This is a genomic window from Mycobacterium gordonae (genome assembly GCF_001417955.2).
Lineage (GTDB): Bacteria > Actinomycetota > Actinomycetes > Mycobacteriales > Mycobacteriaceae > Mycobacterium > Mycobacterium gordonae_B.
On record NZ_LKTM01000235.1, the window covers coordinates 25,047 to 37,823 of the forward strand.

Genomic DNA, 12,777 nt, shown 5'->3' on the forward strand with positions numbered 1-12,777 from the left:
CCAATGAACAGGAGTGCTCGGTTGAAGAAAATGGGGTTCACCCGATTCGGTGCCGGTAAGAGCGACCGGTCCCGGCGGCGTCTGCACCGTCGGTTGTCCGGCGGCCTCTTGCTGATGATCGCGCTCACCATCGCCGGTGGCCTGGCGGCCATCCTGACACCCACGCCGCAGGTCGCGGTCGCCGACGAGTCGGGCTCGGCGTTGCTGCGGACCGGCAAGCAGCTCTTCGACACGTCATGCGTGTCCTGCCACGGCGCCAACCTGCAGGGCGTGCCCGACCACGGGCCCAGCCTGATCGGCGTCGGCGAGGCGGCCGTCTACTTCCAGGTGTCGACCGGCCGGATGCCCGCCATGCGCGGCGAGGCTCAGGCACCGCGCAAGGAGCCGATCTTCGACGAGGCTCAGATCGACGCGATCGGTGCCTTCGTGCAGTCCAACGGTGGCGGCCCCACCGTCGTACGCAACCCCGACGGCAGCCTGGCGATGCAGTCGCTGCGCGGCTCAGACCTGGGCCGCGGCGGCGACCTGTTCCGGCTCAACTGCGCTTCCTGCCACAACTTCACCGGTAAGGGCGGGGCACTGTCGTCGGGCAAGTACGCCCCCGACCTGGGCGAGGCCAACGAGCAGCAGATCCTGACCGCGATGCTGACCGGCCCGCAGAACATGCCGAAGTTCGCCGACCGCCAGCTGTCCTTCGAGTCGAAGAAAGACATCATCGCCTACGTGCGGACCGCCGCCGAGGAACGCTCGCCGGGCGGCTACGGACTGGGTGGATTCGGACCCGCACCTGAGGGCATGGCGATGTGGATCATCGGCATGGTCTCGGCGATCGGGCTGGCACTGTGGATTGGGGCGCGCGCATGAGCGACGAGTCTGAAGTGACGCAAACCGCGAAGACCGGTTCCGACACCGACACCACCACGCACGCGGGCCGGACCGAGCCCGACGACGCGGCGCTGGCCGGCATGTCCCGTGAGGAACTGCTCGCGCTCGGCAGCGAGATGGACGGCGTCCAGATCGTCTACAAGGAGCCGCGCTGGCCCGTCGAGGGCACCAAGGCCGAGAAGCGTGCCGCGCGCGGCGTCGCCAATTGGCTTTTGCTGGGTGGCTTTTTCGGGCTGGCCCTGTTGCTGGTCTTCCTGTTCTGGCCGTGGGAGTACAAGCCGAACGGCAGCCCGGGTAACTTCCTGTACTCGCTGGCCACCCCGCTGTACGGCTTCACCTTCGGAATGTCGATCCTGTCGATCGCCATCGGCGCGGTGCTGCTGCAGAAACGCTTTATCCCCGAAGAGATCACGATTCAGGACCGCCACGACGGCGCCTCCCGGGAGATCGACCGCAAGACGGTGGTGGCCAACCTGGCCGACGCCTACGAGGGATCGACGGTAGGTCGCCGCAAGCTGATCGGCGCGTCGCTGGGGATCGGCCTCGGCGCGTTCGGCCTGGGCACCCTGGTCGCGTTTGCCGGCGGCCTGATCAAGAACCCGTGGAAGCCGGTCGTTCCCACCGCCGAGGGTATGAAGGCGGTGCTGTGGACGTCGGGCTGGACCCCGCGCTTCAAGGGCGAGACGATCTACCTGGCGCGCGCGACCGGGGCCCACGACGGACCTCCGTACACCAAGATGCGCCCCGAGGACATGGACGCCGGGGGCATGGAGACCGTCTTCCCCTGGCGCGAGTCCGACGGCGACGGGACCACCGTCGAGTCGCACGAGAAGTTGTCGGCGATCTCGCTGGGTGTGCGCAACCCCGTGATGCTCATCCGGATCAAGCCCAGCGACGTGGACCGCGTGGTCAAGCGTCAGGGACAGGAGAGCTTCAACTTCGGCGAGTTCTTCGCATACACCAAGGTGTGCTCGCACTTGGGTTGCCCCGCATCGCTTTACGAGCAGCAGTCCTACCGAATCCTGTGCCCGTGTCACCAGTCGCAGTTCGACGCATTGCACTTCGCCAAGCCGATCTTCGGCCCGGCGGCCCGTGCGTTGGCGCAGCTGCCCATCACAATCGACTCCGACGGGTATTTCGTCGCCAACGGTGACTTCATCGAACCCGTGGGACCGGCATTCTGGGAGCGCACAACAACATGAGTCCAAAATTGAGTCCCCCGAAGATCGGCGATGTCCTGGCGCGCCAGGGCAATGACATCGACTCCCGGTACCACCCGTCAGCGGCGGTGCGTCGTCAGCTCAACAAGGTGTTCCCGACGCACTGGTCCTTCCTGTTGGGTGAGATCGCGCTGTACAGCTTCATCGTGCTGCTGATCACCGGCGTGTACCTGACGTTGTTCTTCGACCCGTCGATGGCGGAGGTCACCTACAACGGCGTCTATCAGCCGCTGCGCGGCGTGGAGATGTCGCGGGCCTACGAGACGGCGCTGAACATCTCGTTCGAAGTCCGCGGTGGCCTGTTCGTCCGTCAGATCCACCACTGGGCGGCGTTGATGTTCTCGGCGTCGATCATGGTGCACCTGGCCCGCATCTTCTTCACCGGCGCGTTCCGCCGGCCGCGTGAGGCCAACTGGGTGATCGGGTCGCTGCTGCTGATCCTGTCGATGTTCGAGGGCTACTTCGGCTACTCGCTGCCCGACGACCTGCTCTCCGGTATCGGACTGCGCGCGGCGCTGTCATCGATCACGCTCGGCATGCCGATCATCGGTACCTGGCTGCACTGGGCGCTGTTCGGCGGCGACTTCCCCGGCACGATCCTCATCCCCCGCCTCTACGCCCTGCACATCCTGCTGATTCCGGGCATCATCCTGGCCCTGATCGGCGCACACATGGCGCTGGTGTGGTTCCAGAAGCACACCCAGTTCCCCGGCCCGGGCCGCACCGAGCACAACGTGGTCGGCGTGCGCGTCATGCCGACGTTCGCGGTCAAGTCCGGTGCGTTCTTCGCCTGCATCGTCGGTGTGCTGGGCCTGATGGGCGGACTGCTGCAGATCAACCCGATCTGGAACCTGGGTCCGTACAAGCCATCTCAGGTGTCGGCGGGCTCGCAGCCAGACTTCTACATGATGTGGACGGAAGGCCTGGCCCGTATCTGGCCGCCATGGGAGTTCTACTTCTGGCACCACACCATTCCGGCCGTCGTGTGGGTCGCGATCATCATGGGGCTGGTGTTCGGCCTGCTGGTCGTCTACCCGTTCCTGGAAAAGCGGTTCACCAAGGACTACGCGCACCACAACCTGCTGGTGCGGCCGCGGGACGCTCCGGTGCGCACCGCAATCGGCTCGATGGCGATCACGTTCTACATGGTGCTGACGCTGTGCGCGATGAACGACATCATCGCGTTCAAGTTCCACATCTCGCTGAACGCGACGACGTGGATCGGGCGTATCGGCATGGTGATCCTGCCGCCGCTGGTCTACTTCATTGCCTACCGGTGGGCCGTGGGGCTGCAGCGCAGTGACCGTTCGGTGCTCGAGCACGGCATCGAGACCGGCATCATCAAGCGGCTGCCGCACGGTGCCTACATCGAGCTGCACCAGCCGCTGGGACCGGTCGACGACCACGGCCACCCACTGCCGCTGGAGTACCAGGGCGCGGCACTGCCCAAGAAGATGAACAAGCTGGGCTCGGCCGGCTCACCGGGCAGCGGCAGCTTCCTGCGCGCCGACCCGGCGTCGGAGGACTCGGCGCTGCGCGAGGCGAGCCACGCCTCTGAGGTACGTGCCCTGACCGCCCTGCGGGAGCACCAGGAGGACTCTAACGGCTCCTCCATCGGCTCCAACGGGCACTCCAACGGGCACGGCTAGGAAGAGCCCAGCGAAGCGCACAGCCGCCGCCTCCCGTCTTTCCGGGGGCGGCGGCTTTGCTTTCTCCGCGGTGCGCCCCGGGCGTCGGGTGTGCGCCGAAGGCGGCTTCGCGTTAAGAATCCCGCCATCGCTGCACACTCGAAGCCGTGGACGCACACCAGAACGCGCGCACCACCAAGAGCACCGCGAAACTCAGTGAGCTACCTGGCCGCGACGGAGCTGACGCACATAGAGGATCTCGATCGCCGGCAGACCCGCGGCGATCACGCCCGCGAACCCGTAACTGACCCACGACGCGCCCTCGTGTCCGGCGGCCATCAGATAGGTCGCCACCGCGACGGCGATCAGCGACGTCCCGATAGTGCTGGTCAGTGCCAGTGCCCCGCGCAGCCAGATCCGGTCCACCACCGCACCGGACCATTCATCAAGCGCGCCATAGGCTTTGACCGACTCGCGGCGTGACTGCTCGATCGGGATGCGCGACCCCGAGCGACTGACCTGCTTGGCGGGCCTGACGGCGCCACCCTGCAGGGCTCGCGAGCGCACCACCGGTTCGGCCTGCGTCATCCGGCGGGCCCGCAACAACACCGGGATAGCTCCGGCGATGATCAGCGCGGAGACGACGATGACGGCATAGAGCACCCAGGTGGTGTGTGGGGTGCGCGCCATCTTGTGAAAGCCCCGGCCCAGATCGGCCAGCGCGACCGCCGCCGCGACGCTGACACCGACAAGCACCAGCCAGATCGCGGCGCAGGCGCCGATCATGACGCGGTCGATGATGTTCGGATTGACCACGGGGTCCGGGCCACGCCGGTATGCCGAATACTTGCCGACCATCAGCAGCTCGTCTGCGGTGAGTCGTTGGTGTTGGAGGACAACACCGTTCCGTCACTGGTGATGATCGAGCAGTTGAGTCGGCTGACACGGAAGAGGCTGGACGCCTCCACCGAACCCACATCCGACTGCGAGATCGGTGTGACGGTCATCGACCACGGGATGTAGACGTTGTGCTGCGTCCGCCGCCGGCCCGAGGCGTCGACGTAGGTCACCGAGATGATGTCGCCGGGGGCTTTGGTGCCGGTCACCGAGTAGGTGACCTGCCGTGGCCCAGCGGGCGTCGTGGTTGCCGGGGGTGGCGGTGGTGGCTCGGAGGACGGCGGTGGCGGCTCCGACGAGGGTGGCGGCTTGGTGGTGGTGATCTGGTCCTGCACCGGCGGCGCCGACGACGTGGTGGTGGTCGCCGGGTTGGCCAGCTGACTGGTCCCGGTCCGTGTCACCAGCAGCGACACCGCCACCACCAGTGAGATCGCCGCGAGGATCGCGGCCACCCCGACAACCCACGGCCAACGCGGGGACCGGTCGTCGTCGCGGTCGGCCTCGTCGTAACTGTCGTAGTCGTACAGGGCCAGATCGCCGGGCATATAGGGGCTGCTGAACAGTTCGGACTCGGGCGCCGAGTAGGCCCGAGAGTAGGCGTCCGTCTCAGCTGGCGGCTCCACGTCGCCGCCGTCGAGCGGCTCCAGGCCATCGCCGCCGTTCAACTCATCGCTGCCGGATTCCAGGTCGTCTGGCTCGCTGACAGGGTCGGGTTCGTCTGGATCCCGTCCCGGCGGATTCGGCCCGCTCATGTCTGCCTACCCTGTCCAACTGCCCAGCCAGCGCGCGGGGATCCGCGGCTGCATCCGTGCACTCTGTGAGAACTCATCGTGCCTCGGCAAACCCTACCCAACCGGCCGGTGCACAGGTCCCACGGCAAACTGCCCACCGGTCAACTGGTGACCAGATTGTGACCTTGGCGGATGCAATCAGTGCTTTTCGGGTCCGACGTAGTACTCGAAGACAAGCCCGGCCGCCGAGGAAAGGATGAAGACGACACCCGCGACGATCAGCCACGGCAGCCACAGAGCGATACCGACGGCACACACCGATCCGGACAGGGCGATCATGATCGGCCACCAGCTGTGCGGGCTGAAGAAACCCAATTCCCCTGCGCCGTCACTGATTTCAGCGCCCTCGTAGTCCTCGGGGCGGGTGTCGAGGCGGCGCGCCACGAACCGGAAGAAGGTGGCGACGATCAGCGCCAGCCCACCGGTCAGCGCCAGCGCGGTGGTGCCGGCCCACTCGACGCCGCCGTTCGCGAAGATTGCGGTCAGAATCGCGTACAGCACCGTCACCAAGACGAAAAAGGCGGCGATGAACTCGAACAACCTGGCTTCGATATGCATGAGTTGTCCTAACCTCTTGGGCTCGGGGCCAATTCGCCGCGGCGGGTTTCGAACGGATGGGTGGTGGTCGCCAGTGGCGGCTGGTTGATGGCCTGCAGCGCTTCGGCATTCGTCTTGCCGGCGATGCGCTGCTGCAGGAACGCCACGAAGTCGTTCGGCTCCACCACCCGGACCTCGAAGTTCATCATCGCGTGGTACGTGCCGCACAACTCGGCGCAGTGACCGACGAACGCGCCGGTCTGGGTGATCTCCTCAACCTGGAAACGGTTCTCCGAGTGGTTGGCCTCGGGGTTGGGTATCACGTCGCGCTTGAACAGGAACTCCGGCACCCACCAGTCGTGGATCACGTCGGCCGAGGCCATCTGGAACTCGATGCGCTTGTGGGCGGGCAACACCAGGACCGGGATCTCGGTGCTGGTGCCCAGGATCTCGACCTTGTCGAAGTTCAGGTAGGTGCGGTCTTCGGTGTTGAGACCACGGATCGGTCCGACCAGTTCTTCCCCGTGGCGGTCCTTGCCCTCCGGCTTGGAGGTCATCGCCTTCTTCTTGGCGGCGTCGGCGCCCTCGTAGTTGAACGTGTTGTCCTTGAAGGCCACACGCTGGTAGCCGAACTTCCAGTTCCACTGGAACGAGGTGATGTCGATGACGACTTCGGGATCGCTGGCCAGGTGCGTCATCTTCTCCTGCACCACGACCGTGAAGTAGAACAGCACCGAGATGATCAGGAAGGGTGTGACGGTCAGCACCAGCTCCAGCGGCATGTTGTAGCCGAACTGGCGGGGGAACTCGTCGTCGCCCTTCTTCTTCCGGTGGAAAGTGCAGGCCCAGAAGATCAGGGCCCACACGATGACGCCGACGACCAGCGAGGCGATGACGGCGCCGATCCACAGCTCGCGGTTGAGGTGGCCTTCGTGGGTGATGCCCTTCGGCCAGCCGAGCGCGAGCGCGTCCTCCCACGAGCAGCCGCTCAGGGTGACCGCCAGCACGCCCAGCGTCACTGCCATCGCGATCGGGCGGAGACGACGGGACAGGCCCCGCGCCTCTCCGGAACGGTGCCGAGACCTGCTCTGCGACAAGCTCTGCGAACTATCGTGCCCGCGACGTGCCACGTTGACGCCTCCTGTATCGCAAGCTGGGCCGGCCGGCTTTCGGCCGAGTCGGCTAACTCGGATGTCGAATACTACGCAGCGTAGACCACACCGCTTCCCCGGGCGACTGCCTGGTCACTGCGACCCGCCGGGCGCGGCGCGCACGGCGACCCGACATGGTCTTCCGGACTGCGGCATACTGGGGCGCCGTGTGTGGATTGTTGGCCTTCGTCGCCGCTCCCCCGGGCTTGGACGGGCCTGCCGGAGCCGATGCCGCGGCAGCGCATGCCGCCGAGGCCGACGGCGCGATCGCGCGCGCATCGCACCTGATGCGGCATCGCGGACCCGACGAACCGGGCACCTGGGCCGACCCTGACGCGGACGGGTCGGTGGTCTTCGGTTTCAACCGCCTCTCCATCATCGACATCGCGCATTCCCACCAGCCGCTGAGCTGGGGACCGCCGGAGGCGCCGGGCCGCTACGTGCTGGTGTTCAACGGCGAGATCTACAACTACCTGGAGCTGCGCGAGGAACTGCGCACCCAGCACGGCGTCGTATTCGCCACCGACGGCGACGGTGAAGCCATCGTCGCGGGCTTCCATCATTGGGGCACCGACCTGCTCAAGCGCTTGCGCGGCATGTTCGCCTTCGCGCTGTGGGACACCGTCACCCGGGAGCTGTTCTGCGCCCGCGACCCGTTCGGCATCAAGCCGCTGTTCATGGCGACCGGCGCCGGCGGCACCGCAGTGGCGAGCGAGAAGAAATGCCTACTCGACCTGGCTGACTTGATCGGCTTCGACGCTGGGGGCTCCGGGATCGATGAACGCGCGGTGCAGCACTACACCGTCCTGCAGTACGTGCCAGAACCCGAGACGTTGCACCGCGGCGTGCGCCGGCTCGAGTCGGGCTGCTACGCCCGGATCCGGCCGGGGTCGGCGCCGGCGGTCACGCGATATTTCGTTCCTCGGTTTGCCGCGGTGCCGATCACGTCGGGCACCGAACAGGCCCGCTACGACGAGATCACCGCGGTGCTCGAGGACTCGGTGGCCAAGCACATGCGCGCCGACGTCACCGTCGGGTCGTTTCTGTCCGGCGGCATCGACTCCACGGCCATCGCGGCCCTGGCGATCCGGCACAACCCGCGCCTGATCACCTTCACCACCGGCTTCGAGCGCGAGGGCTTCTCCGAACTCGACGTCGCGGTGGCATCGGCGGAGGCGATCGGGGCCCGGCACATCGCGAAGGTGGTGAGCGCCGAGGAGTTCGTGGGCGCGCTGCCCGAGATCGTCTGGTACCTCGACGAGCCGGTCGCCGACCCGGCGCTGGTGCCGCTGTTCTTCGTGGCCCGCGAGGCGCGCAAGCACGTCAAGGTGGTGCTGTCCGGCGAAGGCGCCGACGAGTTGTTCGGCGGCTACACGATCTACCGCGAGCCGCTGTCGCTCAAGCCGTTCGACTACCTGCCGCGGTCGCTGCGACGGTCGATGGGCAAGGTGTCCAAGCCGCTACCGGAGGGGATGCGCGGCAAGAGCCTGCTGCACCGTGGCTCGCTGACGCTGGAAGAGCGCTACTACGGCAACGCCCGCAGCTTCTCCGACGCTCAGCTGCGCGACGTGCTGCCCCGATTCCGGGAGGACTGGACCCACACCGACGTCACGGCGCCGGTGTACGCCGAGTCGGCGGGCTGGGACCCCGTGGCGCGGATGCAGCACATCGACCTGTTCACCTGGCTGCGCGGGGACATCCTGGTCAAGGCCGACAAGATGACGATGGCCAACTCACTGGAGCTGCGGGTGCCGTTCCTGGACCCCGAAGTGTTCGCTGTGGCCTCGCGGCTGCCCTACCAGGCCAAGATCACCCGCACCACGACCAAGTACGCGCTGCGGCGCGCGCTGGAGCCGATCGTGCCGGCGCACGTGCTCAACCGCCCCAAACTAGGGTTCCCGGTGCCGATCCGGCACTGGCTGCGCGCCGGCGAGCTGCTGGAGTGGGGCTACGAGATGGTCGACAAATCGCAGGCCGGCCACCTCGTCGACCTGGCCGCAGTCCGCCGGATGCTCGACGAGCACCGGGTGGGCACCAGCGATCACAGCCGCCGGCTGTGGACGATGCTGATTTTCATGCTGTGGCACGCGATCTTCGTCGAGCACAGCGTGGTGCCGCAGATCAGCGAGCCGGTCTACCCGGTCGAGCTCTGACGAGTCGAGCTGTAACGACGACCAGACGCAAAATCGCCCCGGAGCATATGCTCCAGGGCGATTTTGCGTCTGCTCGCGAGACCTAGGCGAGCACCGCGGCGATCTCGGAGGCCGCCTCGTCACCGTAGGCGCCGGCCAGCCGCGCAACCGCGCTCGCCCGGTCCCACTCCCAGTTCTGGGTCCCGACGGACTCCAGCACCAGCACGGCGACCAATGAACCCAGCTGCGCCGACCGCTCCAGGCTCAGGCCGGCGCTGCGTCCGGTCAGGAAGCCGGCGCGGAACGCGTCGCCGACGCCGGTGGGGTCGGTCTGGCTGGTCTCCGGCACCACGCCGACGTGCACCTTGGCGCCGTCGCGCTCGAAGATGTCGACTCCGTCGGCGCCGAGCGTGGTGACCCGCAGGTCCACCTGGGCCATCACGTCGGCCTCGGTCCAGCCGGTCTTGGATAGCAGCAGGTCCCATTCGTAGTCGTTGGTGAACAGGATGGCGGCGCCGTCGATGAGCTGCTTGATCTCCTCACCCGACAGTCGGGCCAGCTGCTGGGAAGGGTCGGCGGCGAAGGCCAGGCCGAGTTTGCGGCACTCCTCGGTGTGCAGGAACATCGCCTCGGGGTCGTTGGCACCGACGATCACCAGCTCCGGGGTACCGACAGCCGTCACCACGTCCGCCAGCTTGATGTCGCGGGCCTCGGACATGGCGCCGGGGTAGAACGACGCGATCTGGGCCATGTCGACGTCAGTCGTGCAGGTGAAGCGCGCCGTGTGTGCGGTGTCGGAGAGCAGGACATGGTCGCAGTTGACGCCGTGGGACTTCAGCCAGTCCCGGTAGTCGGCGAAGTCGGCGCCGGCGGCACCGATCAGCGCAACGTCACCGCCCAGCACTCCGATGGCGAAGGCCATGTTGCCGGCCACTCCGCCGCGATGCACCACCAGGTCGTCGACCAGGAAGCTCAACGACACCTTGTGCAGGTGCTCGGGCAGCAGTTGCTCGGAAAACTTGCCGGGAAAGCGCATCAGATGGTCTGTGGCAATAGAACCGGTCACCGCGATGGTCACGAAAAATCCACCCTTCGTTTGTCAGTCGTCTAGCCTCTCACGAACGTCAGCCGGCGCCGAACGCTGCCGACGTTCGAGGCGGCCCGCTCCCCTTGCGCTAGCCTGCCTAGAGACTCACCCGGTTGCCGCGGCTGGACATTCGTACGGCAACCCGCTCGTCGCCTCGTCCCCCAGCGTAGGAGAACAACGATGGCCGGTCCGCACCCACCGAACCCTGCCGTGGGTGCCGATGGGCCTCATCCATCGCGGCCGTATCCCGAAGCCGGGCCCAACGCAACCGTGGACTTCCCGCACACCGAACCGGCCTTCGGACCCGGGGGCGCCGCAGGACCGCCGGCCGGTTACCCCGGTCCCCAGCCCCGCCCGAAGCGAGGGCACAAGCGCCTGCTGATCGGCGTGCTGCTGGCGGTAGCCCTGGTGGCCGCGCTGACCACCGCCATCGTGTACGGGGTGCGCACCAACGGCGCCAACACCGGCAGCGCGGTCTCGGAGACCTCGGCCAAGACGGCGGTCCAGAGCTACCTCAACGCGCTGGCGCATAAAGACCTCGACAACATCATGCGAAACACGCTGTGCGGCCTCTATGACGCCGTCAAGGACAAGCGCTCCGACCAGGCACTCGCCAAACTCAGCAGCGACGCGTTCCGCAAACAGTTCTCCGAGGTCGAGGTGACGGCGATCGACAAGATCGTCTATCTCTCGCAGTACCAGGCTCAGGTGCTGTTCAGCATGCAGGTGACGCCGGCCGCCGGCGGGCCGTCACGCGGGCAGGTCCAGGGCATCGCCCAGCTGTTGTTCCAGCGTGGGCAGATCCTTGTGTGTTCCTACGTGCTGCGCACCGCGGGCCAGTATTAGTTGAACGAGTCCCCGCACGCGCACGAACCGGTGGCGTTGGGGTTGTCGATAGTGAAGCCCTGCTTCTCGATCGTGTCGACGAAGTCGATCGACGCACCTTCGACATAGGGGGCGCTCATCCGGTCCACCGTCAGCGTCACACCGCCGAATTCCACGGTCAGGTCGCCGTCCAGGGTGCGGTCGTCGAAGAACAGGTTGTAACGCAGGCCGGCACATCCGCCCGGTTGCACGGCGATCCGCAGTGCCAGGTCGTCGCGTCCCTCCTGGTCCAGCAGGGACTTCGCCTTCGCAGCGGCGGCCTCGGTCAGGATCACGCCGTGCGTCGAGGTGGTCGGCTCGTTCTGCACCGTCATTGCTTCTCCTACATGCTCATTGTCCGGGTGGGCCTGTCCAGCTGTGATTCTGGGGCCTGCTCAAGGAACCCACTACGTCAACGGTACCCCGGCGGGCCGCTATTCCCGAGTCGCGCCGCAGTCTCCGAGGCCAGTCCCATCAGCTGATTGGCCGCGTCTGCCAGTGCCAGCCGCACCGAACCTGCATATTCGCTCATGGCCAGGGCGGACATGATGCCGGACACGCGCGTGGTGGACTTGTCCACCGACACCTGCCCGGCAAGCACGATCACCGGGATACCGAGGTGGCGGGCGGCGGCCGCGATCTCGCCGACCACTTTCCCGTGTAATGACTGCTCGTCGAAGTGGCCCTCACCGGTGACGATCATGTCCGCGTCTTCCAGGTCATCGCCGAAGTTGGTCAGTTCGGCGAAGATGGCCGCGCCGGATTCACACCGGCCGCCCAGCGCCAGCAGGCCGGCCCCGATTCCACCGGCGGCACCCGCGCCGGGCTCGGCACTCACGTCCCGTCCGGCGACGGTGTCCAGCACCTGCGCCCAAGCCTCGAGCCGTTCTTCCAGCTTGGCGACCGTCGCCGCATCGGCGCCCTTCTGCGGCGCGAACACCCGGGCCGCGCCCCACGGCCCCAGCAGCGGATATTCCACGTCCGAGGCGGCGATCAGCTCGATCCCCGACATCCACTGGCGGGCCGTGTCCAGGCCACCCAGTTCATGGATCATCCCTTGACCCCCGTCGGTGCAGGCGCTGCCGCCCAACCCGACCACGATGCGCACGGCGCCCGCCTTCAGAGCGGCGGCGATGAGTTGACCGACGCCCCTGCTGTGCGCGGCCATTGCGGTCTCGGGCGTCGGCGGGCCCTCCAGCAGCGCCAGACCGCAGGCCTGTGCGCATTCCAGGTACGCCGTCCGGGACCGCTCGTCGTACACCCACCGGGCATTGACCTCGGTGTCCAGCGGCCCGGACACGCGCAACCGCCGCAGTCCCCCGATCCGGCTGGCCAGCACCTCGACGAACCCGGGTCCGCCGTCGGATTGTGGCGCGACGATGAAGGAGTCACCGGGCCGGGACCGGGTCCAGCCGGTCGCGATCGCGGCGGCCGCCTCCACCGCGGACAGGCTGTCTCCGTAGCAGTCCGGAGCCACCAGCACCCGCATCGCAGGCAGCTGCAGCCTGCCGGGCCCGAAGCCACCGGCAGCACCACCCCCCGCCTGCGCCCCGTTCATCACTGGCCAGCGTAGGTGTACACGCAG

Annotated in this window: 12 protein-coding genes; 5 read left to right on the forward strand and 7 right to left on the reverse strand. The window is 67.2% G+C overall.

Annotation, left to right across the window (positions count from 1 at the left end; translation table 11 throughout):
- Nucleotides 1-21 precede the first annotated feature (21 nt).
- The 3 genes from AO501_RS17905 to AO501_RS17915 are packed head-to-tail and all read left to right on the forward strand — an operon-like array spanning nt 22 to nt 3,754.
- On the forward strand, nt 22-864 hold the full coding sequence (locus AO501_RS17905; RefSeq protein WP_156452646.1) for a cytochrome c: 843 nt from the start codon (nt 22-24) through the stop codon (nt 862-864).
- Complete coding sequence (locus AO501_RS17910) at nt 861-2,087, forward strand: ubiquinol-cytochrome c reductase iron-sulfur subunit (protein ID WP_055579025.1); 1,227 nt, start codon at nt 861-863, stop codon at nt 2,085-2,087. Before AO501_RS17905 ends, AO501_RS17910 begins: the two co-directional genes overlap by 4 nt.
- Nucleotides 2,084-3,754: a cytochrome b gene (locus tag AO501_RS17915; RefSeq protein ID WP_055578992.1), complete on the forward strand. Its 1,671-nt coding sequence runs from the start codon at nt 2,084-2,086 to the stop codon at nt 3,752-3,754. The genes AO501_RS17910 and AO501_RS17915 overlap by 4 nt, the downstream gene beginning before the upstream one ends.
- Before the next feature lie 192 nt (nt 3,755-3,946).
- Here AO501_RS17915 and AO501_RS17920 read toward each other — a convergent pair whose 3' ends face one another.
- The 4 genes from AO501_RS17920 to AO501_RS17935 all read right to left on the reverse strand — a co-directional run bounded on the left by AO501_RS17920 (nt 3,947) and on the right by AO501_RS17935 (nt 6,983).
- On the reverse strand, nt 3,947-4,591 hold the full coding sequence (locus AO501_RS17920) for a DUF2561 family protein (RefSeq protein WP_055578993.1): 645 nt from the start codon (nt 4,589-4,591) through the stop codon (nt 3,947-3,949).
- Nucleotides 4,591-5,382, reverse strand: coding sequence for an MmpS family transport accessory protein (locus AO501_RS17925; RefSeq protein WP_055578994.1), 792 nt, complete (start codon nt 5,380-5,382; stop codon nt 4,591-4,593). The genes AO501_RS17920 and AO501_RS17925 overlap by 1 nt, the downstream gene beginning before the upstream one ends.
- A 177-nt stretch (nt 5,383-5,559) precedes the next feature.
- Nucleotides 5,560-5,979, reverse strand: a complete 420-nt coding sequence (locus tag AO501_RS17930) for a cytochrome c oxidase subunit 4 (protein WP_055578995.1) — start codon at nt 5,977-5,979, stop codon at nt 5,560-5,562.
- An 8-nt stretch (nt 5,980-5,987) separates the two neighbouring features.
- Nucleotides 5,988-6,983, reverse strand: a complete 996-nt coding sequence (locus AO501_RS17935) for a cytochrome c oxidase subunit II (protein WP_197419879.1) — start codon at nt 6,981-6,983, stop codon at nt 5,988-5,990.
- A 293-nt stretch (nt 6,984-7,276) separates the two neighbouring features.
- Here AO501_RS17935 and asnB point away from each other — a divergent pair, with 293 nt between their 5' ends.
- Nucleotides 7,277-9,262: an asparagine synthase (glutamine-hydrolyzing) gene (gene asnB, locus AO501_RS17940; RefSeq protein WP_055579026.1), complete on the forward strand. Its 1,986-nt coding sequence runs from the start codon at nt 7,277-7,279 to the stop codon at nt 9,260-9,262.
- An 82-nt stretch (nt 9,263-9,344) separates the two neighbouring features.
- Here asnB and AO501_RS17945 read toward each other — a convergent pair whose 3' ends face one another.
- A complete protein-coding gene (locus tag AO501_RS17945; protein WP_055578997.1) occupies nt 9,345-10,319 on the reverse strand; it encodes a carbohydrate kinase family protein in 975 nt (324 codons plus the stop codon).
- A gap of 189 nt (nt 10,320-10,508) precedes the next feature.
- Between AO501_RS17945 and AO501_RS17950 the strand changes: the two genes are divergently transcribed.
- A complete protein-coding gene (locus tag AO501_RS17950; protein WP_055578998.1) occupies nt 10,509-11,174 on the forward strand; it encodes a hypothetical protein in 666 nt (221 codons plus the stop codon).
- Here the strand turns inward: AO501_RS17950 and AO501_RS17955 are convergent.
- Both AO501_RS17955 and AO501_RS17960 read right to left on the reverse strand, forming a co-directional pair.
- Nucleotides 11,171-11,527, reverse strand: coding sequence for an iron-sulfur cluster assembly accessory protein (locus AO501_RS17955; RefSeq protein ID WP_055578999.1), 357 nt, complete (start codon nt 11,525-11,527; stop codon nt 11,171-11,173). The two genes, AO501_RS17950 and AO501_RS17955, sit on opposite strands and share 4 nt — an antisense overlap.
- Nucleotides 11,528-11,604: 77 nt before the next feature.
- On the reverse strand, nt 11,605-12,681 hold the full coding sequence (locus AO501_RS17960) for a glycerate kinase (RefSeq protein ID WP_197419881.1): 1,077 nt from the start codon (nt 12,679-12,681) through the stop codon (nt 11,605-11,607).
- Nucleotides 12,682-12,777: the final 96 nt, after the last annotated feature.

What these genes read in the sequence shown, in the direction of transcription:
- AO501_RS17910 (WP_055579025.1), top strand. Translation starts at nt 861, where the DNA reads ATGAGCGACGAGTCTGAAGTGACGCAAACCGCGAAGACCGGTTCCGAC.
- AO501_RS17915 (WP_055578992.1), top strand. Translation starts at nt 2,084, where the DNA reads ATGAGTCCAAAATTGAGTCCCCCGAAGATCGGCGATGTCCTGGCGCGC.
- AO501_RS17920 (WP_055578993.1), bottom strand. Translation starts at nt 4,591, where the DNA reads ATGGTCGGCAAGTATTCGGCATACCGGCGTGGCCCGGACCCCGTGGTC.
- AO501_RS17925 (WP_055578994.1), bottom strand. Translation starts at nt 5,382, where the DNA reads ATGAGCGGGCCGAATCCGCCGGGACGGGATCCAGACGAACCCGACCCT.
- AO501_RS17930 (WP_055578995.1), bottom strand. Translation starts at nt 5,979, where the DNA reads ATGCATATCGAAGCCAGGTTGTTCGAGTTCATCGCCGCCTTTTTCGTC.
- AO501_RS17935 (WP_197419879.1), bottom strand. Translation starts at nt 6,983, where the DNA reads ATGGCAGTGACGCTGGGCGTGCTGGCGGTCACCCTGAGCGGCTGCTCG.
- AO501_RS17950 (WP_055578998.1), top strand. Translation starts at nt 10,509, where the DNA reads ATGGCCGGTCCGCACCCACCGAACCCTGCCGTGGGTGCCGATGGGCCT.
- AO501_RS17955 (WP_055578999.1), bottom strand. Translation starts at nt 11,527, where the DNA reads ATGACGGTGCAGAACGAGCCGACCACCTCGACGCACGGCGTGATCCTG.
- AO501_RS17960 (WP_197419881.1), bottom strand. Translation starts at nt 12,681, where the DNA reads ATGCGGGTGCTGGTGGCTCCGGACTGCTACGGAGACAGCCTGTCCGCG.